Origin of the sequence: Thiorhodovibrio frisius, assembly GCF_033954835.1 — a bacterium.
Lineage (GTDB): Bacteria > Pseudomonadota > Gammaproteobacteria > Chromatiales > Chromatiaceae > Thiorhodovibrio > Thiorhodovibrio frisius.
The window spans coordinates 1864734-1888982 of sequence record NZ_CP121471.1; the positions used below are offsets into that span (position 1 = coordinate 1864734).

The following is a 24249-nucleotide window of genomic DNA, read 5'->3' on the forward strand; positions in this document are numbered from 1 at the left end:
GCAGCGTCAAGGCGATGCTCCATTCGGTTTGAACCTCTGTGGATGAGTGAGCGCATACTACCCCGGCCATGACGTGGTGACAAAAACCTGCGTGCCTGGCAGGCCAGTTATTCGCAGACGAATATTCATCGGGGGCTGTCGGAAGCGCCCCGGTTTCGATTAGAATTGGCGCCCTATGGACCTTAACTTCCTCGAATTCGAACAACCGGTCGCCGAGCTTGCTGCCAAGATCGAAGAGCTACGCCACGTCGGTGATGATAATGAAATCAACATCGCCGAGGAGATCGAGCATCTCGAGACCAAAAAGCGCGAGCTGACCGAACAGATTTTTGCCTCGCTGACGCCCTGGCAGATCTCCCAACTCTCGCGCCATCCGCTGCGGCCTTATTTGCTCGATTATGCCAATCGCATCTTCGAGGACTTCGAGGAGTTGCATGGCGACCGCACCTTTGCCGATGACAAAGCCATCGTCGGCGGTCTGGCGCGCCTCAATGGGCGCCCGGTGATGCTGATTGGCCATCAGAAAGGCCGCGATACCAAAGAAAAAATCGCCCGCAACTTCGGCATGCCACGACCCGAGGGCTACCGCAAGGCACTGCGGCTGATGCACATGGCCCAGCGCTTTGGCCTGCCCATTCTCACCTTTATCGACACCCCGGGCGCCTACCCCGGCGTGGGTGCCGAGGAACGCGGCCAGAGTGAGGCCATCGCGCGTAATCTGCAGGAAATGGCGGCACTCTCGGTGCCCATTGTCGCCACCGTCACCGGTGAGGGTGGTTCGGGTGGGGCTTTGGCCATCGGCGTGGCCGACCGCCTGCTGATGCTGCAATTTAGCACCTACTCGGTCATCTCCCCTGAGGGCTGCGCCTCCATCCTGTGGAAAAGCGCCGAAAAAGCCCAGCTCGCGGCCGAGGCCATGGCCATTACCTCCGATAAGCTCAATGACCTGGGGCTGATCGACGAGGTGGTGCCCGAGCCGCTTGGTGGAGCCCATCGCGACACTGAGACCATGATCGCCACCCTCAAGGCCACGCTGATCGCCGCGCTCGAGGAACTCGACGCGCTCGATGTCGGCCAACTTCAGGCCCTGCGCTATGAACGCCTGCGCGGGTTCGGGCGCTTTAAAGCCTGAGACTCCCCCCTGGCCGGATGCCGGTATCGATGCTGAAATCGATCCCGCCATTGATGCAGCCGGGCCATTGCAGGATGCGCTGCGGCTGAGCCTGGCGCAGCACAGCGCCGCACGGGTATGGATTGCATTCAGCGGTGGGCGCGACTCCAGGGCGTTGCTGCATGCTGCCGTTCAGCTGGTGAATTCATTGCCGCAGGCCCTGCGTCCGCAGCTCGGCGCTGTGCATATTGATCACGGCATTCACCCCAATTCTGCCGACTGGGCCGAGCACTGTCGTGCCTGCTGTGCTGCGCTGGCGGTGCCGATTCGGGTGCAGACAGTCGCTGCGGCGCCACAGCCTGGTCAGAGTCCGGAAGAAGCCGCGCGCGAGGCGCGTTGGGCGGTCTGGCAGCAACTGCTCGCGCCCGGCGAGCAGTTGTGGATTGCACAGCACCAGGATGATCAGGCCGAGACCCTGCTGCTTGCGCTGTTGCGCGGGGCTGGCGTCAAAGGGCTGGCGGCTATTCCTCGCAATCGCGTCCTGGGTGCGGGGCAGGCTGTGCGTCCCTGGCTCCATTGCACCGGGGCGCAAATCGCCGCCTATGCGAGCGCCCATGGGCTCGAATGGATTGAAGACCCGAGCAACCAGAACACAGCCCTTGATCGCAACTATCTGCGCCAGCGCATCTTGCCGCTGCTGCGTGAGCGTTGGCCGGCGGCCTCCGCGACCCTGGCGCGCGCTGCTGCCCATTGCGGCGAAGCTGCCAAACTTCTCGAGACCGCCGGCGCCGACTGGTTAGCTAACGCGGCAGGCAGCGCGCCGGAAAGGCTCTCAGTGAGTGGGTTGCTGTCGATGCCGCGTGATCGCCGTCATGCGGTGTTGCGCCATTGGTTGGCGCAGCGGGGATTTCGCATGCCCAATCACCGCCGACTCGAGCAGATTAGCCAAAGTCTGCTGGCTGCCCGCGCCGATGCCAGTCCGCTCGTGGCCTGGTCTGGCTGCGAGCTGCGGCGTTATCGCGATGATCTCTTCGCGCTGGAGCCCTTGCCACCGGCACCGGTGGCCAGCATGGACTGGCCTGCCGGTCAGCCCTTGCATTTGGGTGGACGTCTGGGCGAACTGAGCCGGCCGGCGTCCCATGCTGCGTCCATGCTGGACGCAGGCGCTCTCCAGGTGCGCTTTGGCCTGACTGGTCTGCGATGCCGGCCGCGACCCGATGGCCCGAACCGTCATCTCAAGGCGTTGTTTCAGCAGCAGGGGGTGCCGGCCTGGCTGCGACCCTATGTGCCTCTGGTCTTTGCCGGCGAGCAGCTTGTGGCCGTGGCTGGGGTCGCGCTCTGTGATGGCCGCTTGACGGCGTTGTGCTGGCGGCATGCGCTTGGGGTAACTGCCGGGCTGACAGAAATCCTCGGCGATGCCGAAAGCTTGGCGCCAGAAGCAGAGATGTCGCTACCGGGCGCTGGATCAGGGACTCAGTAAAGCAGTCGCGAGAGCCGACCGCGTGTCTTGGTGACCAACGGATGGTCGTGACCGAGGAGTTCGAAGCCCATCAGAATGGCCTTGCGCGCGGCATCCTCGCCATAGCTGCGGTCCTTCTGCATCAGGGTGAGCAGGTGATCGAAGGCGGCTTCCTGGTTATCGCTCATAAAATACCGCGCGGCGAGTTGATATCTGGCCTCGCTGTTGTTCTCGTCGGCGGCGAGCTGTTTTTCGAGGCTGGTGATATCGGGTGCGCCGGTCAGCGCGCGGCTAAACAACTGGCGCGCATGCAGGGCTTTGACCTCCGGGGTGTCGACTAACTCGACGGGGGTGTGCTCGAGCGCGGCTTCCAACGCAGTCAGATCGCCACGGGCCGCTAGCAACTCGGCGCGCGGGACAAAGAGCTGCTGCTCGCCGACGCCGAGCTGTTCGGCCTCGGCCAGCTTGGCCTCGGCGGCGTCAAATTCGTCTTTGACCATGAGCGCGCGCGCAGTGGCGATGAGCTTGTCGCCTTCGTTCGGGAGGTGGCGTTCGAGGAATTCACGCACTTGTCCCTCGGGCAAGGCGCCCATGAATTGGTCAATCGCGCGCCCATCTTTGAACAACTGTACCGTTGGCAGGCTGCGGATGCCAAACTGCATGGCCAGTGCTTGTTCAGCCTCGGTATCGACCTTGGCCAGCAGAAACTTGCCGCCATATTCATCCGCCAGCTTGGCCAGCATGGGCATGAGCTGCCGGCAGGGTGCGCACCAGTCGGCCCAGAAGTCGACCAGCACCGGACGCTGGAGGGAACCATCAAGAACCACCGATTGGAAGGTTTCAGCGGTGACCGTGACAACATGAGGAGAGTCAGCCATGGGAGTCTTTCTCAAATCCGTGCGGAAGTTGCAAACAACATTGCCAGAAGCCCCGAAGTTTGGTCATCCTTGGCCGGAGAATCAAGTCAGGTCGAACAGGAGTCTAAGATGTCCGATGCAATCCATTTGGTTTGTCCCCACTGCGACGCGATCAACCGCGTGCCTGCCAGCCGGCCACTGGTCGAGGCCAAGTGCGGAAAATGCCACGATACGCTCTTCACAGGCCGCCCGCTGGAGCTGACCGAGAAAACCTTTGATCGCCATGCCTCGCGCAGCGGCGTTCCGCTGGTGGTGGATTTCTGGGCACCCTGGTGTGGTCCGTGCAAAATGATGGCGCCGGCCTTTGCTCAGGCGGCGCAGCGACTGGAGCCCCAAGCGCGTCTGGCCAAGGTGAACACAGAAAAGGATCAGCGCCTGGCCATGCGCTTTGGCATCCGCAGTATTCCCACCATGATTGTGTTCCGCCAAGGTCGTGAACTGGCGCGGACCTCGGGCGCGATGGACGCGAGTGGGCTGGAGCGTTGGATCAAGGGGGCGCTTTGAGGTCTCGATGCGTCAGTGCTTGTATCCCGAGCGATCAAAAGCGGGAATGGCGCCGGCGGGCATTTCAACGCCATGGCCGGTAAAGCGGGCAAAAATCACCATTGAGGGGTCTGCCTGGCTGGGTAACCCGGCGACGCCCATGTCGAGTTCGCGCAAATAAGCCAGTATGGCCATGTTTTTGCCTATGCGACATGTTCCGTGCGCGAATTTGTATTTTTTGTTCATTTGCAACACCTGCGCCTCGGCCTTGTCCTTCTCGTTGCCGCCAGCGTTGGCGTGTATGCTCTCGGCGACAGCCAGCAAAACGGCGATCACATTGTCGTTGTTGAGCGGCTGACAGCCATCCATGAAGCTGTCATCGGTCGCGATCTCGTCGAGAAAGTAATTGAGCGAGTCGGAGAAACTTTCCGCGTTAACAAGAAGGTTTTGGAAATGCTCGACTTTCTTTTTGATTGTCAGGCCCATGTCGTGTCCTTTCTGTTGCCGGATTCATCGCCGGGCTGACTGCGCATCACCAGGGATTCATTCTCCGGGATGGTTGGGCCTTTGCGCGTTAAGCATGGCGTGCCAGCACCAAGATCTGGTAGGGCTCCAGTACCAGTTCCTGGGTAGCGATCAGCGTGCGCCCGGAGTAGAGGTCGACCATGGTCTTGCGCATGCCCATCTGGCGCAGCCGGCGTGCTTCGAGCGCCTGTTCGCGCTCGCTGAAATTAGCCAGCACAAAGACTACCGAGTGCTCATTGCTGCGGGTAAAGCCAAATACATGTCGACTGCCGGTATCGAGCATTTCGGTGTCCGGTCGTGCGAAGGCCTGGTTCTGGCCGCGCAGTTGCAGCAAGCGCAGCAGGCCCTGATAGACCCTCCCCGGCACGGTCTCGGGATCGCGACGTTGCTCGGCGCGTTCCCAGTCGAATATCCCGCGATGCAGCCAGCGCGAGTCGCCGACTTTTTCCGGATCCTGATCATAGTCGTGGTCGTTCAGGGTGGCGATTTCGTCGCCTAAGTAAACGAGTGGAATGCCGCCGATGGTGATGATGATGCCGTGAATCAGCAGAATGCGGCGGATGGCTAGCTCCAGCTCGGCCTCATCGCCAATGGCCAACGCATGTTCAACGCCGGTTAGCGAGGCGCAGGTGCCTGAGACGCGTGCGTCTCCGGTGACTGGGTCTTCCTGAAAGGGCGCGCCGCGGGCGAAGCTGCCCTGAAACCTTCCTGTGTAGAAGTCGGTCAGAAAGCGCCGGTGCGGTCCGGGGTTGAAATCGCAGGCCGTGACATCTTCATCAGCGAAGGCCCAGCCGATGTCATCATGGCAGCGGACGTAATTGACCCAGGCACAGCCGGGCGGAATAGTGAAGCGATGGCCCATGGCGCGCTGCAGTACGCGCACGTCGCGGGTGGCCAGCGCGTCCCACAGCAAGGCCATGAGTTGCGGATTGTAGGACAGCGCGCACTCGTCCTTGCTGACGTAGGTGCGCACCTCGTCGGGGTGGACGATGGCCTCGGACTTGAACACCATGGCCGGGGCGGCAATGCTGACCAAGGCATTAAATGCCTGAATGATCCAGTGCGCTTCGGGCAGGTTCTGGGAGTTGGTGCCCAAGCGTTTCCAGATAAATGCCACGGCATCAAGGCGCAGAATCTCTACGCCGCGATTGGCGAGGAAGAGCATCTCCTCGAGCATGCGGTTGAAGACTTCAGGATTTTCGTAGTTCAGATCCCACTGGTAGGTGTGGAAGGTGGTCCATATCCATTTTTTCAGGCGGGTGCGGTAGGTGAAGGCGCCCGGATGATCCTCGCCGAATACCTCGGGCATGTGCTGCTCGTAGAGGTCTGGCAAGGTGCGGTCAGGGAACATGCGGTAGTAAGCCTGATAGCGCGCATCGCCGTTCAGCGCCTGCATGGCCCAGTCATGGTCATCGCTGGTGTGGTTAAAGACAAAATCGAGCGTGAGCGAAATGCCATGGTGGCGCAGTTCGGTGGCCAGATCGGCCAGTCCGTCCATGGTGCCCAGGGCCGCGTTGACCTCGCGATAGCTGCTGACCGCATAGCCACCGTCGTTGTCGCCCTCGGGCTCTTTGAAAATGGGCATCAGATGCAGATAGGTAATGCCCATCTCGCTTAAGTACGGAATGCGCTCGCGCAAGGCGGCAAGATCGCCGGCAAACAAATCCACATAGCACATGGCTCCGACCATGCGGTTGGATTGATACCAGTGCGGATCGGCGCGGCGCATGGCATCGAGCGCCTTGAGTTCGGCTGGGCGGTCGATCCACATCTCGGTGGCAGAAGACAGAATGCTCTCAAGATGATAGAAAAAATCGTAATAGCCGCCGTAGAGCCGGAACAGGTGCCGGAACAGACGCGGAAAATGGCGCTCAAGGCGCTCGAGGTAGCCCTGCCATTCACCGGCGTCGACGTCGGACTGAAAGCGCTGCTCCAGTCGCGGCCGCAGCCGGCGCAGGGATTGCTCGGCCTGCTCGGCAAGCCATTGCTCATCGGTGGTATGGGTGGTGCGATCCATTAAAATGTGTCAGCGAGCACGATATGCTTGGTATAGCTGCGAGCGTTAGTGTTCCGTTTCGACCACTGCGCCACCGCCGTTGCGATCTTCGACCAGGACCAATTTGCCCATTGTCGGATGCCGCAGTGCGGTGATTGAGAAATGCTCGAAAGATTTTTCCAGGATGAGCGTACTTTCGTCCTTCAGATCGCGCACGACCGAGGGGTCAGCATCGAAGATGTGCATGGCTTGATGTTCCTGAAACCAAAACCGCAGGCCCGATGCAAATTGGTTGCAACAGGCTTGCGAGGCGAGGGCAAAACGTCCTGGGGGCCAGAATGCGGTTGGTCCGGATTTTTGGGCCGGGGCTCATCCGCGATCTGTACCATGATATGTTCCCAGCTCGGCAGAATCCAATTTCTTTACCCTGAATCACTGGGGCACATTCGTCGGGCGGCGGTACAGATGTTTCAATCCATGCCAAGGACAGGGCTCGCGAATGAATTGCAAGGGGATTTCTAATGAGTGATGAGCACTGGGTGTATGTGGTCGATGACGATGAGGCGATGCGCGAGTCCTTGCAATGGCTGATCGAGTCCGACGGTATGCGGGTGCGCACCTTCGGCTCGGCCGATGCCTTTTTAAGCGCTTGTGAACCGGGCTGGAGCGGCTGCCTGCTGCTTGATGTGCGCATGCCGGGTATGAGCGGGCTGGAGTTGCAGGCATATTTGAGTCGGCGCTCGATTTGCCTGCCGGTGATTGTCATTACCGGCCATGGCGATGTTGCGATGGCGGTGCGGGCGATGAAGGCCGGGGCACTGGATTTTATCGAAAAACCCTTTAATGACGATGCCTTGCTTGGCAGTATTCGCCGTGCGCTCGAAACCGATGACCGCGACCGGGTGCAGCGCTCGGCACGCTCAGAGATTCAGTCACGGATGACAGATCTGACTCCGCGCGAGCACGAGGTGATGGATATGGTGGTCGAGGGGCAGTCGAACCGGGAAATCGCGACAGCACTGAGCGTCAGTATCAAAACGGTCGAAGTCCATCGGGCGCGGGTGATGGACAAAATGCAGGCTGATTCGCTCGCCGACTTGGTGCGCATGGCAATTATGGCCAATACGCCCTGAGTCCGATGCTGTCAGACCGGTCAGGCCGTCGGTGGCGCTGGCGCGGTGGCACAGACGGGGCAGCTGGGATCGGCGCTGAGCTGGAGTTCGCGCCAGTGCATGGGACGCGCATCAAGCAGCAGCAGGCGGCCAAACAGGGGGGTGCCGATACCGCTCAGAATTTTGATCGCCTCGCAGGCCTGCAAGCTGCCGATGATGCCGACCAAGGGGGCAAGCACGCCATTGGCGGCGCAGCCATCGTCAACATTGGTTGCGATGTCCGGATACAAACATTGATAGCAGGGGCCGCCAGCGCGGCCGCTGAAGGCGCTGATCTGACCCTCAGCGCGGATGGCGGCACCGGAAACCAGGGGCACGCCGGCGGCGACACTGGCGCGATTGGCGGCGAAGCGGGTCGCGAAGTTGTCGCTGCCGTCGACGATGAGATCGACCTCTGCGGCCAGTTCGTGCAAACGGGTATCATCCAGGTGTTCGCGTATTGGCACTAGATGGACATCGGTGTTCAGCGCCCGCAGCCTTGCAGTCGCTGAATCCACCTTTGACTGACCGATCTGGGCCTGATCGTGCAGGATTTGGCGCTGGAGGTTGCTCTGGTCGACCTGGTCGCCATCGGCCAGCAACAGGGTGCCGAGCCCGGCGGCGGCGAGATAGAGTGCAACCGGTGAGCCCAGACCGCCAAGCCCAAGGACGAGCACGCGTGCGCGCCCCAGGCGCTCCTGGCCCTCGATGCCAAAGTCGGGCAATAGAATTTGGCGTTGGTAGCGCAACAGGAGATCGTCATCGGCCGCTGTGGCTGGGATTTTGGCCGAAGGCATGGGCTCGTATTCGGTTACAGATAACGGCGCCAGTGTTCCGGGCGGTGGTCGCGACAGCCGTGCTCGATGCTCTCGAAGCGCTTGGCAAACACCCTCTTGGTGCACTGGCTGTCGGCGTGTTTGATGCCGTAATTCTCGCGCAGGGTTTCCTCCGTGTAGTAGGCGAGCGTGCGTTTCATGCGGTAAAGGAGTCCGTTGTCGAGATGCAAGCCTAACTCGTATAGTGCGGAATCGATTTCTTCTAGACAGGTCTGGCGGATGTCGTATCTTAAATTGAGCACAATGGGCGAGGTGGGCCAGGCGTCGAGCACGCCCGCGACCTCTTTCAGAAACTGGGCCGCCGTCTCGGCATCGTTGCGCTCCGGATGCAGGTCGCGGAAATGGATCTGGCGGTGTTTGATGCGGTCGGTTTCTGAGATATCCATGGTTGGTTTGGGGCGTCTTGGGTTCCGTCTTTCGGTCAGAGTCGAGATTTAAGCGCGAATCGTGGCAAGAGAGCAATGGTGTCCGCACCGAAGCAGCTTGACCGCGTCAGTTATTCGTCGTCGGTGTATAACTCCGGCTTCCAACCGAGCGTGCGAGCATGCGTCAATGCGGCGGTAAAGATGCGCTGGTGGCGCTCGCGAACCTCTTCAGGCAGGCCAGAGACAAGGTGCCCGTAAGGACGCCAGGCTTCGCTGACCTGATCATAGAGCAGTTGGATGCGATCCAGCGACCAGCCAGCGCATGTCTCGGTCTCGGGAATCAGCCCAAAAGCCTGGGCATCGCGCACAATGGTGCCGGTCGGCGTCATGCCGCCGAAGTTGTCCTGATCCAATCCGACATAGGTTTTTTCGCGTGACATTAAGCAGGTGCCTCGGTGGTGGCGCTGTTGCGAGAAGAAGGAGCCAAGCGATGATTTAGGCTGTTGCGATTGTCGCTAAAAAGCGCCCGCTTCGCCAGACGCTTCGCCAGTGTCGCTTGAGCGCCTTGCGCTGGTGAAGCGTTCGTGGCCGGCGAGATCGCGGTGGGTTTCGATCATTGTCAAGCCGGCCTGGTTCAGAATGGTGCGAACGGCGGCGCCCTGATCCCAGCCATGTTCGATGGCGGCCCTGCCCGTTGGTGTCAGATGGCGTGGCAGCTCGGCGGCGATGCGGCGGATGGCGGCGAGGCCGTCGTTGCCGGCGATCAGGGCGCTAGCTGGCTCAAAGGGCAGGTCGCCGCGGGTGAGGTGTGGGTCCTGTGCGGCGACGTAGGGTGGGTTGGCCAGGATGAGATCCAGACGCTGTGCGGCGATGGGGCTGAGCCAGTCGCTTTGTATCAGTTGGATCTGGTCGGCTTTGAGTCGCTGGCAGTTGGTGGCGGCTATGGCCAGGGCGGCGCCCGAGCGATCCAGGGCGAGTACCTGCCAGTGTGGGCGTTCCAGAGCGATCGCCAGCGCGATCGCACCGCTGCCGGTGCCGAGGTCGGCGCAGCGGATGGATGCCGTTGGTGGGTGCTGTGCCAGGGCCCAGTCGACCAGGAGTTCGGTTTCCGGGCGTGGGATCAGGGTGGCGGGGCTGACGCGCAGCGGCAGGCCGCGAAATTCGCGCTCGCCCAGGACATAGGCGATGGGTTCGCCTTGGCTGCGGCGGCGGATCATGTGTGCAAAAACTGTCTGTTCGGGCTCGCCGATTTGCCGCTCGGGCCAGGCGATCAGGTCGGTGCGGCCTAGGCTGGCGGCGGTTGCTAGTAGCAGTTCCGCTTCCAGACGCGCGGTTGGGGTTGCGCTGGCCGTCAGTTGCGCCCGACCCCAATGCAGCAGCGCGGCGATGGACGGCGCTGGATCAGCGGGCGCCGGGGCGCTTGGAGCAGGGGCCTCAGCCATCCATCAGGGTCGTGAGGCGGTCGGCCTGATCCTCCTGACGCAGGGGCTCAATGACCTGGTCGAGACTGCCCAACATGATTTCATCGAGCTTGTAGAGTGTCAGGTTGACGCGATGGTCGGTCAAGCGGTTCTGCGGGAAGTTATAGGTGCGGATGCGCTCGGAACGATCTCCGCTGCCGACTTGTAGACGACGGGATTCGCTGCGCTCTGCGGTCACGGCGCTTTGCGCGGCATCGAGCAGCCGGGCTTGCAGCAGAGACATGGCCCGCGCGCGGTTCTTGTGCTGGGAGCGCTCGTCCTGGCATTCCACCACAATGCCGCTTGGCAGATGGGTGATACGCACGGCCGAGTCGGTCTTGTTCACATGCTGGCCGCCGGCGCCTGAGGCGCGGTAGGTGTCGACGCGCAGGTCGCCGCTTGAAATGGCCGTTTCCTCGACCGTCTCGGGTTCGGGTAGGATGGCGACGGTGCAGGCGGAGGTATGAACGCGCCCCTGGGATTCGGTCTCGGGAACACGCTGCACGCGATGGGTGCCGGCCTCGAATTTCAGCCGGGCGTAAACCTGCTTGCCGCTGATGCGCAGGACGATTTCTTTGTAGCCGCCAAGTTCGCCATCGCTTGCGCTAATGGTCTCGCTGCGCCAGCCCTGGTGTTCGCCATAGCGCAGGTACATGCGGGTGAGATCGGCGGCGAAGAGCGCGGCCTCGGCACCGCCGGTACCGGCGCGAACTTCCAGGTAAACATTGCGCTGGTCGTTGGGATCGGGCGGCAGCAACAGGCGCTTGAGTTCGGGCTCCAGGGCGTCGCGTTCGGCCTGGGTGCTGGTGATCTCCTCGCGCGCGAGTTCGGCCATCTCAGGGTCCGCGAGCATGGCCTCAGCCGTGGCCATGCTGTCTTCGCAGGCACAATAGTTCTGGTAGCAGTCGATCAGCGGCTCGAGCTGTGCATACTCGCGCCCGAGGTCGCGAAACTGGTTTTTATCGTCTTGGGTGGCCGGGTCCGCAAGCAGAGCGGTGATTTCGCCGAAGCGCTCGGCGAGGCGCTCAAGCTTGCCGCGCAGGGAGTCATTCATGGGGCGTTGTCAGCACCTGCCAATCCGGGCATTAACCGCCGCCGCCGGCGACGCGCGCAAGCGTCTCGGCCGGGCAGCTTGGTGTCTTGGTGCCAGAGGTGGAGCCAGCGCCAGCGACGGTCTCATCGCCATCGGCCGCGATGTCTTGACCGAGTGCAAATAGCTGGTTGGCGGCCTCAAGCAGATCGGACTGTCCTTCGCGCCCGGCGCGGCGCAGGCGCACGCTGGGGGTGTGTAGAATTTTATTAGTGAGCGTGTGGGCGAGCTGGCAGATCACATCATCGGCTGACTTGCCGGCGGCGAGTTGCTTCTGCGCGCGCGCAACCATCTGGTCGCGAATGCTTTCGGCCCGCTGGCGGTAGTCCTGAATGAGCGTCACGGCGTCGAGCGAACGCAACCAGGCCATGAACTCAGCTGTGTGCAGCTCGATGATTTCCATCGCCTGAGCCGCTGCCTGGTGGCGCGAGCGCATGCCCTCGTCGACCACACCCTGGAGGTCATCGACGGTGTAGAGATAAACGTCGTTCAGGTTGCCGACTTCGGGCTCGATGTCGCGTGGCACGGCAATATCGACCATGAACATGGGCCGGTGTTTGCGGATTTTGAGTGCTCGTTCCACGGCTCCCTTGCCGAGAACTGGCAGCGGGCTGGCGGTGGAAGACACCACGATGTCAGCCTCGGGCAAGTGGTTGACCAGTTCGGTCAGGGCAATGGCGTAGCCGTCGAACTGCGAGGCGACCAAATGGGCGCGTTCGACCGTGCGGTTGGCCACCACAATGCGCCCGATGCCATGCTGGTGCAGATGGCGCGCGGCCAGTTCGATGGTTTCACCAGCGCCGATCAGCAATGCTGTCTGTGAGCTGAGGTCGCTGAAAATCTGCCGCGCCAGACTGACAGCGGCAAAGGCCATCGACACCGGACTGCTGCCGATGGCAGTATCGGTGCGCACCTGCTTGGCGACCGAGAAGCAGTGCTGGAACAGCCGTCCGAGCAGCCGCCCGGCGGTGCCGCTGTCGCAGGCGGTCTGGAAAGATTGCTTGACCTGGCCAAGAATTTGCGGCTCACCCAGCACCATGGAATCCAGGCCGCTGGCGACCTTCAGCAGATGCGAAACGGCGTCGTGATCTCTGTAAGCGTAGAGATGTGGCGCGATCAGTTGCGGATCGACCCCGTGGAAACGCCCGAGCCAGTCACGAATCTGCGCCTCGCTCGCCTGAGGGTCGAGCACGCAGTAAACTTCGGTGCGATTGCAGGTCGATAAAATAATGCCTTCGCTGGTGACAGGGTGATCGGTCAGGCTGCGCAGGGCGCCGACGATCACATCAGGGCCAAAGGTCAGGCGCTCGCGGATATCGACGGGGGCCGTTTTGTGGTTCAGGCCAAGGATGAGCAGGCTCATGCGGTTTTTAGGGTGAGCTGGTTTAAATTGATGGCTAAAGGTAACAGATTTTAAGGCCAGTGGGGGAGGGTGGCAGCTGCATTTTTGCGCAAGCACTCGGCCGATGATCATCCTGGTAGCAGCAGTCGGGGTCCATTCCGATGAAACAGCAGCTTCATCGTTCGGGGCGGCCGGGACCATGAGCGTCAAGCACAAGCTGGGGTGGCTCGCGTATACTCCATGCTCATAAGGTCAGGCACTCAAATTTCGAGCAATTCATCGGTGAAATTTCCAAACAACATCATGCCAAATGTGACGACTTTCTGGCGCCAGGACGGATTTCGGGCCAAAACCCTGCGGGCCTTGAACGGGGACCACGGCCGAACAATTCTGTGGCTGTCGCTCATCCTGCTGCTTGGCGCGGATGCCTCACTCGCTAGCTTTCCGGCTGCGGGTCTTGGGCAGCAGGCCAATTCTGATCCGACGCTGCTGGCGCGGGAAAGCCAGCAGCAGGGGCAACCGCAGCAGGCCGCCTCCGATCAGTTGTCGGATGATGAGCCCGCGCTGTCTGCCGGCCCGGCCACCGAGCCTGTGGTCGAATTCGATGCCGATTTGCTCTACGACGTGCTGGTCGCCGAGGTGGCGATGCAGCGCGACCGCCCGTTGGATGCCTTCCCGCATTTCCTGGCCGCCGCGCGGCACACGTCAGACCCGGTGCTGGCGGAGCTGGCCACGCGTGCGGCGATTGCGGGCAAGGATCAGGCCCGAGCTGAGGAGGCTGCGGCCTTTTGGGTGAGTCTGGTGCCAGATTCCCTGCAAGCGCGCCAAGTGGCTGCCTATGTGATTCTGGAGGGTGGCAAGGTCGATCAAGCAATGCCCTATTTGCGCGCGGTCATGGAGCACTCGCCCCAGCGCCGCCAAGGGTATTTGCATTGCGCGCGCTTGGTGGCGCGGCTGGACGATCCGCTCCAGCGTCTCGAGCTGATGCGGGCGCTGATTGATGAGTTTGGTGAAGACCCCGATGCGCTGCTGGCCATTGCCGGACTGGCTGCCGGCGCGGATCGGCCGGATGAGGCGCGCGAGTTCGCCAACCGCGCTGCTGCGCAGCGCCCGGCCTGGAGTCGGCCGCGACAGTTTCTGGTGCAAATGCTGGTGAGTGAGGGCCGCATTGACGCGGCCATCGCCGAACTCGAGCGCTATTTCTCGCAAGGTTCCAACGATCAGGAGCTGCGCACCCTCTATGCTCAACTGCTGATCGAAGATGAGCGCTACGAGGATGCCCGCAAAGTCTTTGCTAGCTTGCTCGAGTCGCATCCGCAGATGCCGGGCGTGCTTTTCGCGGTCGGCGTGCTTTCGTTGCAGCTTGAGGACTACCAGGGCGCGCGCGAGTATCTGCTGCGCCTGCGCGAAACTGGCAAGCGTAAGCAGGACGCGACCTTCATGCTCGGGGAGGTGGAAGAGGCGGCTGGACAACTGGAGCAGGCGCGCGACTGGTACGCCAAGGTGCGTGGCGACAAGGCGCTGGATGCGCAAATTCGCATAGCCAGCGTCGAGGCACGGCTTGGTCAGCTCGAGCGCGCGCGTGAACGCCTGCAGCGGCTGCGCGATGATGCGCCGGAGCAGCGCGCGGGGCTCTATTTGGTCGAAGGCGAGATTCTGCGCGAGGTCGATCAGTTGCCAAGCGCCATGGCGGTTTACGATGCGGCGCTGGCGGAGTTTCCGGATAATCTGGATCTGCTCTACGCCCGCGCTCTGCTGGCCGCCACGCTTCAGCGGGTCGATGTGCTCGAGCGCGATCTGCGCCGGGTGCTGAGCATGGACCCGAATCATGCCGATGCGCTGAACGCACTCGGCTACACCCTGGCTGATCAGACCGACCGCCTTGATGAAGCCCAGGGTTTTATTGCCCGCGCGCTGGAACTCGAACCCGAGCAGCCGGCCATTCTCGACAGCATGGGGTGGCTGTTATATCGCATGGGCAAGCCCAAAGAGGCTGAGGGCTATTTGCGCAAGGCGCTCAAGCAACTCTCCGATGGCGAGATTGCTGCGCATCTCGGTGAGGTGCTCTGGGCGCTCGGCCGGCGCGACGAGGCGCGGCAGGTTTGGCAGCAGGCGCTCGATGAATTCCCGGATCACGACTATCTGTTGCGGGTCATCAAGCGTCACCCGGTCTCTCTAGCGCCGGGCGCTGGTTCGTGAGTTCGGATTTGGTGCCGGCGCCAGCGGTGGATGGCGCCTGGCTGGCGCCCGCCAAACTCAATCTGACTCTGCGCATCATCGGCCGTCGGGCCGATGGCTACCATCTGCTACAGAGCGTTTTTCAGTTCATCGACCGCTGCGACCGGCTGTTTTTCGAGCCGCGTGAGGATGGACAGGTGCGCCGTTCGCAAGGTGCTCATGGTGTCCCGGAAGAGCAGGACCTGGTCGTGCGTGCAGCGCGCCTGCTTCAGCGTCAAACCGGTTGTCCGCTTGGTGTCGACATTCGCGTTGATAAACAATTGCCCATGGGTGGCGGCCTGGGGGGCGGCAGCTCGGATGCCGCGACCACCCTGCAAGCGCTCAATCAGCTTTGGGAGCTGGGGCTTGGCATGGACCAGCTGGCCACTCTCGGGCTCGAATTGGGCGCCGATGTGCCGGTGTTCGTGCGCGCCCAGGCCGCTTGGGCTGAGGGCGTTGGTGAAAAACTCGAGCCGGTAGCACTCCCCGAGCCCTGGTTTCTGGTGCTGGTGCCGCCCTGTCAGGTCGCGACCGCTGCGGTTTTTCGTGACCCTGATTTGACAAGGGATTCCGCGCCCATCAAAATAGCCGGCTTTGTTGAGGGCGATGACAGGAACGACTGTCTGCCAGTGGTTTTGCGTCGTTATGCGCCTGTCGCTGAGGCTTTTCGCTGGCTTGACGCGCGGGCAAGAGCGCGGCTGACCGGAACCGGATGTTGTCTGTTCGCGGCCTTTGAGGATCAGTCGCAGGCCGAGCAACTCAGGGCCGAGGCACCGGCGGTTTGGTCGGCTTTCGTGGCCAAGGGCTGCAACCGCTCGCCTTTGATGCAGGCTTAGAGCCCGATCCTTGGCGCCGGAGCCTTAGCTTGAACTGACCGCTTCATCCTTCGGGGTGGTTGGGAATATGTCCGTTAGGCAAGTTCGCAATTCGCCAAGACTCAAGGCCAACAATTCATACCCAACAATTCATACCAGTTATTGGGGCGTCGCCAAGTGGTAAGGCACTGGGTTTTGATCCCAGCATTCCCAGGTTCGAATCCTGGCGCCCCAGCCATGTTTATTTGCCTGCCGCAAGTGCGACACGCCAGTGTTGGCGACGCGTTTGCGGTATCACCAGTTTGGTCCCGCCAGTTCGGAACCAGAACCTCAGCCGCCAAGCCAAAGCACCACCGCTGTGTCATTGCGCAATAGAGACGAGGCCGTGCCCGCCAGCCAGATGATGGTGTTTTCCGGCAATGCCAATCTGGCCTTGTCGAGCGAAATCGCCTCGCATTTGAACATCCCCCTTGGCAAAGCCGTGGTGGGGCAGTTCAGTGACGGCGAGGTGATGACCGAAATCCAGGAAAATGTCCGCGGTCGGGATGTTTTTGTCGTGCAGCCGACCTGCGCGCCGACGAACGACAACCTGCTCGAACTGCTGGTGATGATCGACGCGCTGCGCTGGGCGTCTGCCAAGCGTGTGACGGCAGTCATCCCCTATTATGGCTATGCCCGCCAGGATCGTCGCCCGCGCTCGGCGCGAGTGCCGATCACCGCGCGTCTGGTCGCCAAGATGATCGGTTCTGCTGGGGCTGATCGGGTGCTGACCGTCGACCTGCACGCGGATCAGATTCAGGGCTTTTTCGATATTCCGGTCGATAATGTCTACGCCTCGCCCATTTTGCTTGGCGACATCTGGCGGCAGAAGTACCCGAAACTCATCGTGGTTTCACCCGATGTTGGCGGTGTGGTGCGCGCGCGCGCGCTGGCCAAGCGCCTCGACGATGCCGATCTGGCCATTATCGACAAACGTCGTCCGCGCCCGAACGAGGCGCGGGTGATGAACATTATTGGCGACGTGCGCGGGCGCTCCTGTGTGCTGGTCGATGATCTCGTCGATACCGCCGGCACTCTGTGTCAGGCGGCTGCGGCGCTAAAGGAACAGGGAGCGGCCATGGTGTCTGCCTACTGCACCCATCCGGTGCTCTCTGGGCCGGCCCTGGATAACATTAATGCGTCTATGCTCGATGAGTTGGTGGTGACTAACACCATCCCACTCACTAGCCAGGCGCGCAGTTGTCACAAGATTCGTCAGTTGAGCATTGGCGAACTCTTGGCCGAGACCATGCGCCGGGTCTCGAACGAAGAATCCGTCAGTTCGCTTTTTGTTGACTGACTGGTCTGTGCGAATGGGAGTGCGCCATCATGGCCGCGCTTCCTGCCACATTCTGGGCCGCGCCCGCGTTGCGAGCGCGGCTTTTTGGTTCCGTCAGTGGTCTGGTCGCGGACTGCTGATGGTTTGATCCCGGTTCGGTTAAGGTCCGCCCGCAGTGGTGCGGCGATCATGCCGGTTAAAATAACGGAGTGAATCCATGAGCGAAAAAATACATATTAGCGCGCAAGCGCGCACGGACGTGGGTAAGGGTGCGAGCCGCCGCCTGCGTCGCACGGGGCAGGTGCCGGGCATCCTCTACGGTGGCGATAGGCTCCCGGAGATGTTCATGCTGCCGCATAGCGAAATCGTTAAATACGCGGCGCAAGAGTCTTTCTACTCGACTCTGCTCGATTTCGATCTGGCGGGCGCCAAGACGCAGGTGGTGCTGAAAGATTTGCAGCGGCATCCGGCCAAGCCCTTTATTTTGCATGTCGATTTTCAACGCGTCAGCAAGGGCGAGAAGCTGCGCATGACAGTTCCGCTTCACTTTGAGAACGAGGATATTTGCGCCGGCATCAAGCTTGGCGGTCAGGCCTCGCACAATCTGACCGAACTCGATATCCAATGCCTGCCGGCAGATCTGCCCGAGTATATTGCGGTTGACATTCAAAAGATGGAGTTGGGGCAGACGCTGCATGTCTCTGATCTTGTGCTCCCCAAGGGCGTTGAACTCGACACCAGCGTCGATCAGGACGCCCCCGTGGTGGTTGTGCATGCCCCCCATGTGGCGGCTGATGAGACCGTGGAGCCCGAGGAAGACGAAGAGGACTGAGGCTGGGATCGGCGTCTCAAGGATGAGTGATCGCCAGGCAACCAATGAGCAGCGACCAAGGTATCAGCCTGATCGTCGGGCTCGGCAATCCCGGGCGCGACTACGAAGGAACGCGGCATAACGCCGGGTTCTGCTTCGTTGAGCGCCTGGCTGCCGAGCACGGCGGACGCTTTCATCCGGAGGCGAAATTCTTTGGTGAACTCTGCCGCTTGCAAGTCCATGGGCATGATCTGCGGCTTGTTAAACCCACCACTTTCATGAACCACAGCGGCCGCAGCATTGCGGCCGTTGCGCGCTATTTCGATATCCCGCCGGCCAATATTCTGGTCGCCTATGATGAGCTTGACCTGCCGCCCGGGCAGCTCAAGCTCAAGTTCGGCGGCGGCCATGCAGGCCACAACGGTATGCGCGACACCCTCGCCGCGCTTGCCAATCATGACTTCTGGCGCTTGCGCATTGGCATCGGACACCCTGGTCACAAAGAGCAGGTGGTTGGTTATGTGCTAAGCCACCCGTCGCGCGCCGATTTGGATGCGATCCTCGGTGCGGTCGATCAGGCCGAAGACTGCCTGCCGGAACTGTTGGCGGGAGAGTTTCAGCGGGCGATGAATCGCCTGCACGCGCGTTCCTAGCAGTAAAGCCCAGCGTAGGGTAGCTAAAATGCAACAAGCCGCCTTGCGGCGGCTCGTTGCTCCCTCCCTGAACCTCCGACTCGGTTAGAAGAGCCAGGCGAAGTTCACGCCCAGTTCGTATTGATGCATCTTGATCTCAGGTGCCTGAGTGCCGGTGAACTCGCCCGGTCCCGTGATCGTCTCTTCTGGCGCGTACATGCCCCAGAAGGTCAGCTCGAGATTGTTCTTCACCATGTAGCTTCCGCCTAGGGTGAAGTGATTCTCGGGCGTCGCGGGAGCCAGCGCGTTGAATGCAACCTGACTGCCGTCGATTGGATTTTTGCCGTAGCTGTAACCGGCGCGCAGCTTCAGCTTGTCATTCACCGCATATTGAGCGCCGAACTTGAACACGGTCATATCGTCCCAGCCGAAGCCGGCACCCTTGGAGCCGCCGAGGCAATAACTTGCATCATAGGTTGCGCCCGGCGCGCTGGGTTGGCCCAAGCCCGCGCCGAGATCGCAGTTCTGCGCAAGGTTATTGTTGTTAGCGATGGCAGCTACATCGCTATACCAGATGCGCTGGACATCGAATGCTAAGGCGAGACGATCATTCGGGCGCAAGGCGATGCCAATGGTGCCGACTGCCGGAATATCGAAATCACCGCCCTCTGCGAACAGGTCCGAATATTTATCGAACTCGCCCATGTACATCTTGGTCCGGTACGAGGCACCGACTGAGAACATGGGATTCACCTCCCAGAGTGCGCCGACCTGGAAGCCATAGCCCCAAGCTGAATCCTTGCCATTGTCGGTAAGGTTCGTCGGTGAGATGCCGCTCGTCGCCCCGCTGGCGATCATGCTCTGGGTGAAAGTTTGGGTGAAACCCTGGAAGGCGCCAACCCCCTTAATTTCAATGGTCTGGTAACCGAGCAAGAAGCTTGCGCCTAGGCTCAGTCCGTCTGCAACCTCCCGTGAATAGGCGAGAGACATTCCGAGCTGTTCGAGGTTGACGCCAGCGTTACCGCCGCCCTCGACCGTCGTGCCGGGCACCTGCATCCCTGCCCCCGGGGTGCCCGGCTGATAGGAAGGCGGATTCGCCAAGGGATTGTTCCCGCCGTAGGTGCCAAGACCCATTAAGGTGTCGCGACTCCGGTAGTCGGTGTTCATGCCGCCGTTACCAAAGAGCGCGATACCCACCGCGCTGCGCTCGTCGATCGGCAGCGTATAGCCAAAGCCAGGGACGAGAAAGTTGTTGTTCTCGCTGGTGACGGTGCCGGTGCCGTTCAATCCGCCGCCGATCGGGGCGTAAGCTCCGGTTGCCGGGTTCGGTGCAACGCCATCGTATTCGCGAAGCGGACGAAACCAGGAAAGTCCGACATCGGCGCGCCGACCGACCTGATTGGCCGCAGCCGGGTTGCCGACGATTGCCAAGCTATCTTGTGGCATGGCCGCTTCGCCTGCGCCCGCCATGCCCTTTGCTGTTGGCGAATACGCGTGCGACATGTAACCATTGGTGGCATGTGCGACCGGCATCAGGGCGGTGCAAGCCAATGCCAATGCGCTAAGTTGAAATGTTTTCATGCTTGTCGTACTCCTCCTCGTTTACTGATGTTTTTTTACCACGACTATGCTGGCTGGAGTAGCAATGTTGCAGCCTTGCAACATAGTTGTAGCATAATGTCACGACTTTGTGTGAAATTTTAACGTACTTGGTTGCGTTTTGTCATATTCTGCCACTCAATTGGGCAAAAGCACCCGCCGGCGCCCCAAGTTGGGGCGCCGGTCGGTCACAGCGCAAGGCATGCGAGTTGGGTCTGGTCGGTCTGTTTGGGCGGAAGCAGGCGGGCGTTGTAAAAAGCGCCAGCCTGCCGCGAGGCACGGGTAGCGGCGGGTGGGATCAGGCGACGCAGGCGGGTTGGCGTCCGATCGAGATATAGGTGAGGCCCGTGCTGTTCACCTGCGAGGGATTGAACAGATTGCGCCCGTCGAAGATCACCGGCGAGCGCAGCTGCGCTTTGACCGCGGTCAGGTCTGGGCTGCGGAACTCGTTCCACTCAGTGACGATGACCACGGCATCGGCGCCCGTGACGGCCGCCATGCGGTTCTCGACCAGTTCCAAATCCGTGCGCTCTCCATACAGTCGCTTGGCCTCCTCGGCCGCGACCGGGTCAAAGGCCCGCACCCGCGCACCGGCGGCCCAGAGCTGTTCCATCAGGCGACGGCTGGAGGCTTCCCGCATGTCGTCGGTGTTGGGTTTGAAGGCGAGGCCCCAGAGCGCGAAGGTCTTGCCATCAAGGTTGCCATTGAAATACTCCGCGATCTTGCTGAAGAGCAGATCCTTCTGGCGATCATTCACCGCTTCGACGGCCTGCAGCAGTTCGGCTTGATAACCTTTGGAGCGGGCCGTGCGCTCGAGTGCGCGTACGTCTTTGGGGAAACAAGAGCCACCATAGCCGCAGCCTGGGTAAATGAATTGGTAGCCGATGCGCGGGTCCGAGCCGATGCCGATGCGCACTCGCTCGATGTCGGCGCCGACGGCCTCAGCGACATTGGCAAGCTCGTTCATAAAGCTGATTTTGGTTGCGAGCATGGCATTGGCGGCGTATTTGGTCAGCTCGGCCGAGCGCACGTCCATCAGCACCAAGCGGTCGCGGTTGCGGTTGAAGGGCGCGTAAAGCGCCCGCAGCAGTTCGCCAGTGCGCGGATTGTCGGTGCCGACAATAATGCGGTCGGGTCGCATGAAGTCCTCGATGGCCGCGCCTTCCTTGAGGAATTCGGGGTTGGAAACGACGTCGAATTCGATCGTCTCGCCGCGCGCGCTCAGGCGCTCGCGGATGCGCGCGGCGACCTGGTCGGCGGTGCCGACCGGCACGGTGGATTTATCGACCACAATGCGATACTCGGTCAGATTCCGACCGATGATGTCGGCAACTGCAAGGACATGCGAGAGATCGGCCGAGCCGTCTTCGTCCGGTGGTGTGCCGACGGCGATGAACTGAAACAATCCATGGGCGATGCCGGCGGCCGCGTCTGTAGTGAAGGAAAGTCGACCAGCCTCCCGGTTGCGGGCAATCAGGGCCTCAAGACCGGGCTCGAAGATGGGCACGCCCCCGCTGTTGAGCAGATCGATTTTGCGCTGATCGATATCGACGCAGAGCACGTCATTGCCGACTTCCGCCAGGCAAGCGCCGGTGACGAGCCCGACATAGCCGCTTCCGAAGATGGTGATTTCCATTGTGCAGTGAGCCTCGCTTGCAGGCATGCCGGCAGAGTGCGCAGGCGAAGGGCGCGATCAATTGCCGACAGCGAAGGAATGAAGTCGGGATGCTTGTTCTTGAAGACGGATTGAGACTGGGTGAAGCACGCTCAGTCTGCCAGCTGGCTCGACTCCACCTTCAAGTTGGCGGCATTTTATACCCAATCGCCGTGAAATCTCCGTCCAAAACCGAAAACGCATATTGAACAGGGATGTACCCGCTGCGCAAGCGTTTCGGGGGTTGCTGGAGTGGCGGATTTCACCGGTCTGGATGTGTTGATTCCAGGGCTTGCCCTTGGGATTTGTATCGTCTATACTGGCCAGCTTGATTCGGAGGGGTTCCCGAGCGGTCAAAGGGACCAGACTGTAAATCTGGCGGCTCAGCCTTCGGAGGTTCGAATCCTCCCCCCTCCACCAGATCGGACCGCAGCAGGGGGCAGGCGAGACTAAACCAGCTTCAATGGCCCCAGATCAAGTCGTCCCCCAGATCAAGCCGTTCTGGGGAGGGCTAAGCTGTTACCTAGGTTTAAGCTCTAGCTAGGTCAAACTCTAACTAGGTCAAGCTCCAAACGCAATCGTGCGAGCCGGGCAGCGTCGGTCATGAGGTCTCGCGGGTGTAGTTCAACGGCTAGAACCTCAGCCTTCCAAGCTGATGATGTGGGTTCGATTCCCATCACCCGCTCCAAAACAGGATTTTGGCTTATCAACTCGGTGTTGTTGGCTTGTCGGAGTTGGTTAACTTTCTACAATTGGCCAGGCAAACATTTTGGTCGGTCTAATTCGGCTGTCCTAATCGGTCTAGTTCGGCTGTCCTAAGTAGCTCGCCCCAAGCGGGTCAGCTCTTGTATTTCAGGCGCATATAGTTCAGGCCCATGTAGCTCAGTTGGTAGAGCACACCCTTGGTAAGGGTGAGGTCACCGGTTCAACTCCGGTCATGGGCTCCATTATACCGCTGCGTATCGCGACGGGTTTGGCAACGGCCTTACCCTGGTGCAACAGCTTGGAGCGAATCATGTTCGCTCAGTTTTGGGTGATCGGGTCGGCTGACCGAGTCCTTATGTCGGGTTGGCGGGCGATGTGGCGGGAATAAACCGGTTTAGTGGTCAGGTCGGCGCTTTGCAGAACGCCGGCGATGTGAAAATTTTGTGCTTGCGGGGGTTCAGTTATGTCCAAAGAGAAATTCGAACGCAAGAAGCCGCACGTCAACGTGGGGACCATTGGCCATGTAGACCATGGCAAGACCACGCTGACAGCGGCCATCACCGTCACCCAGGCGAAGAAATTCGGTGGTGAAGCGCGCGCCTACGATCAAATCGACAACGCCCCTGAAGAGCGCGAGCGCGGCATCACCATTGCCACCGCCCACGTCGAATACGAAAGCGACAACCGTCACTACGCCCACGTCGACTGCCCCGGTCATGCTGACTACGTCAAGAACATGATCACCGGCGCGGCGCAGATGGACGGCGCGATCCTTGTGGTATCAGCCGCTGACGGCCCCATGCCCCAGACCCGCGAGCACATCCTGCTCTCGCGTCAGGTCGGTGTGCCCTACATCGTGGTGTACCTCAACAAAGCCGACATGGTCGACGACGCCGAGCTGCTTGAACTGGTTGAAATGGAAGTGCGCGAACTGCTCGACAGCTACGACTTCCCCGGCGACGACACCCCCATCATCACCGGCTCCGCGCTCAAAGCCCTTGAAGGCGACGAGAGTGAAATTGGCACCCAGAGCATCGCCAAACTCGTCGACGCCCTTGACAGCTTCATCCCTGAGCCCGAGCGTGCCATTGACGGCGCCTTCCTGATGCCCATCGAAGACGTCTTCTCCATCTCCGGTCGCGGTACCGTCGTTACCGGTCGTGTCGAGCGCGGCATCATCAAAGTGGGCGAAGAAGTCGCCATTGTTGGCATCAAAGACACCGTCAAGACCATCTGCACCGGTGTTGAGATGTTCCGCAAGCTGCTCGACCAAGGTCAAGCCGGCGACAACATCGGCGCCCTGCTGCGCGGCACCAAGCGCGACGACGTCGAGCGCGGCCAAGTCTTGGCCAAGCCTGGCAGCATCACCCCGCACACCCACTTCGAGGCGGAAGTCTACGTGCTGAGCAAAGAAGAGGGTGGGCGTCACACCCCCTTCTTCAACGGCTACCGTCCGCAGTTCTACTTCCGCACCACCGACGTCACCGGTGCCTGCGAACTGCCCGAAGGCATCGAAATGGTCATGCCCGGTGACAACGTCAAAATGGTCATCAAGCTGATCGCCCCCATCGCCATGGAAGACGGTCTGCGCTTTGCAGTGCGCGAAGGTGGCCGCACCGTCGGCGCCGGCGTGGTCGCAAAGATTATCGAGTAAAGATGTTTTGTTAATCGATCAGCTGTGGCGTCTCCTTTGTAGGTCGCCTAGTCTGCAGTTGCTATCGCAACTTGCAGTGCCTTTCGCTCAGCATCAGTGCTGCGCGGTA

The 24249-nt window shown here is 61.0% G+C and carries 22 protein-coding genes and 4 tRNA genes; 14 read left to right on the forward strand and 12 right to left on the reverse strand.

Annotated features, from left to right (window positions below; translation table 11 throughout):
• Nucleotides 1-175: 175 nt before the first annotated feature.
• Together Thiofri_RS08685 and tilS are read left to right on the forward strand one after the other, a co-directional pair.
• Complete coding sequence (locus tag Thiofri_RS08685) at nt 176-1132, forward strand: acetyl-CoA carboxylase carboxyltransferase subunit alpha (protein ID WP_009148278.1); 957 nt, start codon at nt 176-178, stop codon at nt 1130-1132.
• Nucleotides 1095-2591 (forward strand): tRNA lysidine(34) synthetase TilS, encoded by a 1497-nt coding sequence (gene tilS, locus Thiofri_RS08690; protein WP_009148279.1) that lies wholly within the window; start codon nt 1095-1097, stop codon nt 2589-2591. Before Thiofri_RS08685 ends, tilS begins: the two co-directional genes overlap by 38 nt.
• Here tilS and trxA read toward each other — a convergent pair.
• The gene (trxA, locus tag Thiofri_RS08695) at nt 2585-3448 is read right to left on the reverse strand and encodes a thioredoxin (RefSeq protein ID WP_009148280.1); all 864 of its coding nucleotides are present in this window, start codon (nt 3446-3448) and stop codon (nt 2585-2587) included. The two genes, tilS and trxA, sit on opposite strands and share 7 nt — an antisense overlap.
• Before the next feature lie 108 nt (nt 3449-3556).
• Here trxA and trxC point away from each other — a divergent pair, with 108 nt between their 5' ends.
• Complete coding sequence (gene trxC / locus Thiofri_RS08700) at nt 3557-3991, forward strand: thioredoxin TrxC (protein WP_009148281.1); 435 nt, start codon at nt 3557-3559, stop codon at nt 3989-3991.
• A gap of 12 nt (nt 3992-4003) precedes the next feature.
• Here the strand turns inward: trxC and Thiofri_RS08705 are convergent, their stop codons facing one another.
• The 3 genes from Thiofri_RS08705 to Thiofri_RS08715 form a co-directional block, all read right to left on the reverse strand.
• Nucleotides 4004-4456, reverse strand: a complete 453-nt coding sequence (locus Thiofri_RS08705) for a hypothetical protein (protein ID WP_009148282.1) — start codon at nt 4454-4456, stop codon at nt 4004-4006.
• Between the two features lie 88 nt (nt 4457-4544).
• Nucleotides 4545-6512 (reverse strand): amylosucrase, encoded by a 1968-nt coding sequence (locus Thiofri_RS08710; protein ID WP_009148283.1) that lies wholly within the window; start codon nt 6510-6512, stop codon nt 4545-4547.
• 45 nt (nt 6513-6557) lie between these two features.
• The gene (locus Thiofri_RS08715) at nt 6558-6737 is read right to left on the reverse strand and encodes a hypothetical protein (protein ID WP_009148284.1); all 180 of its coding nucleotides are present in this window, start codon (nt 6735-6737) and stop codon (nt 6558-6560) included.
• A 275-nt stretch (nt 6738-7012) separates the two neighbouring features.
• Between Thiofri_RS08715 and fixJ the strand changes: the two genes are divergently transcribed.
• Nucleotides 7013-7624: a response regulator FixJ gene (gene fixJ / locus Thiofri_RS08720; RefSeq protein WP_009148285.1), complete on the forward strand. Its 612-nt coding sequence runs from the start codon at nt 7013-7015 to the stop codon at nt 7622-7624.
• A 20-nt stretch (nt 7625-7644) separates the two neighbouring features.
• On the opposite strand, the gene Thiofri_RS08725 is transcribed toward fixJ, so the two are convergent.
• From Thiofri_RS08725 to hemA, 6 genes are all read right to left on the reverse strand, one after another.
• On the reverse strand, nt 7645-8439 hold the full coding sequence (locus Thiofri_RS08725; protein WP_009148286.1) for a HesA/MoeB/ThiF family protein: 795 nt from the start codon (nt 8437-8439) through the stop codon (nt 7645-7647).
• A 14-nt stretch (nt 8440-8453) separates the two neighbouring features.
• Nucleotides 8454-8864, reverse strand: coding sequence for a hypothetical protein (locus tag Thiofri_RS08730; RefSeq protein WP_009148287.1), 411 nt, complete (start codon nt 8862-8864; stop codon nt 8454-8456).
• A 110-nt stretch (nt 8865-8974) separates the two neighbouring features.
• The gene (locus Thiofri_RS08735) at nt 8975-9283 is read right to left on the reverse strand and encodes a hypothetical protein (RefSeq protein ID WP_009148288.1); all 309 of its coding nucleotides are present in this window, start codon (nt 9281-9283) and stop codon (nt 8975-8977) included.
• Between the two features lie 75 nt (nt 9284-9358).
• Entirely contained in the window at nt 9359-10285 is a 927-nt protein-coding gene (gene prmC / locus Thiofri_RS08740; RefSeq protein WP_009148289.1) for a peptide chain release factor N(5)-glutamine methyltransferase, read from the reverse strand.
• Entirely contained in the window at nt 10278-11357 is a 1080-nt protein-coding gene (gene prfA / locus Thiofri_RS08745) for a peptide chain release factor 1 (protein ID WP_009148290.1), read from the reverse strand. Before prfA ends, prmC begins: the two co-directional genes overlap by 8 nt.
• Nucleotides 11358-11388: 31 nt before the next feature.
• Complete coding sequence (hemA, locus tag Thiofri_RS08750) at nt 11389-12756, reverse strand: glutamyl-tRNA reductase (RefSeq protein WP_009148291.1); 1368 nt, start codon at nt 12754-12756, stop codon at nt 11389-11391.
• Between the two features lie 261 nt (nt 12757-13017).
• On the opposite strand from hemA, the gene Thiofri_RS08755 reads away from it, so the two are divergent.
• The 6 genes from Thiofri_RS08755 (at nt 13018) to pth (ending at nt 18549) form a co-directional block, all read left to right on the forward strand.
• Nucleotides 13018-14934, forward strand: a complete 1917-nt coding sequence (locus Thiofri_RS08755) for a tetratricopeptide repeat protein (protein ID WP_051023836.1) — start codon at nt 13018-13020, stop codon at nt 14932-14934.
• Nucleotides 14931-15788, forward strand: coding sequence for a 4-(cytidine 5'-diphospho)-2-C-methyl-D-erythritol kinase (gene ispE / locus Thiofri_RS08760; RefSeq protein WP_009148293.1), 858 nt, complete (start codon nt 14931-14933; stop codon nt 15786-15788). The genes Thiofri_RS08755 and ispE overlap by 4 nt, the downstream gene beginning before the upstream one ends.
• Before the next feature lie 142 nt (nt 15789-15930).
• Nucleotides 15931-16005: transfer RNA gene (locus tag Thiofri_RS08765), tRNA-Gln, on the forward strand.
• 147 nt (nt 16006-16152) lie between these two features.
• Nucleotides 16153-17106 carry a ribose-phosphate diphosphokinase gene (locus Thiofri_RS08770; protein ID WP_040856427.1) on the forward strand — a complete coding sequence of 318 codons (954 nt, stop codon included), beginning with the start codon at nt 16153-16155 and terminating at the stop codon, nt 17104-17106.
• 196 nt (nt 17107-17302) lie between these two features.
• Complete coding sequence (locus Thiofri_RS08775; protein ID WP_009148295.1) at nt 17303-17917, forward strand: 50S ribosomal protein L25/general stress protein Ctc; 615 nt, start codon at nt 17303-17305, stop codon at nt 17915-17917.
• Nucleotides 17918-17961: 44 nt separating this feature from the next.
• A complete protein-coding gene (gene pth / locus Thiofri_RS08780; protein WP_009148296.1) occupies nt 17962-18549 on the forward strand; it encodes an aminoacyl-tRNA hydrolase in 588 nt (195 codons plus the stop codon).
• 84 nt (nt 18550-18633) lie between these two features.
• Here pth and Thiofri_RS08785 read toward each other — a convergent pair whose 3' ends face one another.
• Together Thiofri_RS08785 and Thiofri_RS08790 are read right to left on the reverse strand one after the other, a co-directional pair.
• Nucleotides 18634-20109 carry an OmpP1/FadL family transporter gene (locus Thiofri_RS08785; RefSeq protein WP_009148297.1) on the reverse strand — a complete coding sequence of 492 codons (1476 nt, stop codon included), beginning with the start codon at nt 20107-20109 and terminating at the stop codon, nt 18634-18636.
• A gap of 316 nt (nt 20110-20425) precedes the next feature.
• Entirely contained in the window at nt 20426-21763 is a 1338-nt protein-coding gene (locus Thiofri_RS08790) for a UDP-glucose dehydrogenase family protein (RefSeq protein ID WP_009148298.1), read from the reverse strand.
• A 353-nt stretch (nt 21764-22116) separates the two neighbouring features.
• Here Thiofri_RS08790 and Thiofri_RS08795 point away from each other — a divergent pair.
• From Thiofri_RS08795 to tuf, 4 genes are all read left to right on the forward strand, one after another.
• Nucleotides 22117-22201: transfer RNA gene (locus tag Thiofri_RS08795), tRNA-Tyr, on the forward strand.
• Nucleotides 22202-22394: 193 nt separating this feature from the next.
• Nucleotides 22395-22469 (forward strand) — tRNA-Gly (locus Thiofri_RS08800).
• Nucleotides 22470-22652: 183 nt separating this feature from the next.
• Nucleotides 22653-22728, forward strand: a tRNA-Thr gene (locus tag Thiofri_RS08805).
• A 221-nt stretch (nt 22729-22949) separates the two neighbouring features.
• The gene (gene tuf, locus Thiofri_RS08810) at nt 22950-24140 is read left to right on the forward strand and encodes an elongation factor Tu (protein WP_009148299.1); all 1191 of its coding nucleotides are present in this window, start codon (nt 22950-22952) and stop codon (nt 24138-24140) included.
• The last annotated feature ends 109 nt before the right edge of the window (nt 24141-24249 follow it).

Excerpts from the sequence above, each read along its gene's own strand:
- Thiofri_RS08685 (WP_009148278.1), top strand. The coding sequence starts at position 176 with ATGGACCTTAACTTCCTCGAATTCGAACAACCGGTCGCCGAGCTTGCT.
- tilS (WP_009148279.1), top strand. The coding sequence starts at position 1,095 with ATGAACGCCTGCGCGGGTTCGGGCGCTTTAAAGCCTGAGACTCCCCCC.
- trxA (WP_009148280.1), bottom strand. The coding sequence starts at position 3,448 with ATGGCTGACTCTCCTCATGTTGTCACGGTCACCGCTGAAACCTTCCAA.
- trxC (WP_009148281.1), top strand. The coding sequence starts at position 3,557 with ATGTCCGATGCAATCCATTTGGTTTGTCCCCACTGCGACGCGATCAAC.
- Thiofri_RS08705 (WP_009148282.1), bottom strand. The coding sequence starts at position 4,456 with ATGGGCCTGACAATCAAAAAGAAAGTCGAGCATTTCCAAAACCTTCTT.
- Thiofri_RS08710 (WP_009148283.1), bottom strand. The coding sequence starts at position 6,512 with ATGGATCGCACCACCCATACCACCGATGAGCAATGGCTTGCCGAGCAG.
- Thiofri_RS08715 (WP_009148284.1), bottom strand. The coding sequence starts at position 6,737 with ATGCACATCTTCGATGCTGACCCCTCGGTCGTGCGCGATCTGAAGGAC.
- fixJ (WP_009148285.1), top strand. The coding sequence starts at position 7,013 with ATGAGTGATGAGCACTGGGTGTATGTGGTCGATGACGATGAGGCGATG.
- Thiofri_RS08725 (WP_009148286.1), bottom strand. The coding sequence starts at position 8,439 with ATGCCTTCGGCCAAAATCCCAGCCACAGCGGCCGATGACGATCTCCTG.
- Thiofri_RS08730 (WP_009148287.1), bottom strand. The coding sequence starts at position 8,864 with ATGGATATCTCAGAAACCGACCGCATCAAACACCGCCAGATCCATTTC.
- Thiofri_RS08735 (WP_009148288.1), bottom strand. The coding sequence starts at position 9,283 with ATGTCACGCGAAAAAACCTATGTCGGATTGGATCAGGACAACTTCGGC.
- prmC (WP_009148289.1), bottom strand. The coding sequence starts at position 10,285 with ATGGCTGAGGCCCCTGCTCCAAGCGCCCCGGCGCCCGCTGATCCAGCG.
- prfA (WP_009148290.1), bottom strand. The coding sequence starts at position 11,357 with ATGAATGACTCCCTGCGCGGCAAGCTTGAGCGCCTCGCCGAGCGCTTC.
- hemA (WP_009148291.1), bottom strand. The coding sequence starts at position 12,756 with ATGAGCCTGCTCATCCTTGGCCTGAACCACAAAACGGCCCCCGTCGAT.
- Thiofri_RS08775 (WP_009148295.1), top strand. The coding sequence starts at position 17,303 with ATGAGCGAAAAAATACATATTAGCGCGCAAGCGCGCACGGACGTGGGT.
- pth (WP_009148296.1), top strand. The coding sequence starts at position 17,962 with ATGAGCAGCGACCAAGGTATCAGCCTGATCGTCGGGCTCGGCAATCCC.
- Thiofri_RS08785 (WP_009148297.1), bottom strand. The coding sequence starts at position 20,109 with ATGAAAACATTTCAACTTAGCGCATTGGCATTGGCTTGCACCGCCCTG.
- Thiofri_RS08790 (WP_009148298.1), bottom strand. The coding sequence starts at position 21,763 with ATGGAAATCACCATCTTCGGAAGCGGCTATGTCGGGCTCGTCACCGGC.
- tuf (WP_009148299.1), top strand. The coding sequence starts at position 22,950 with ATGTCCAAAGAGAAATTCGAACGCAAGAAGCCGCACGTCAACGTGGGG.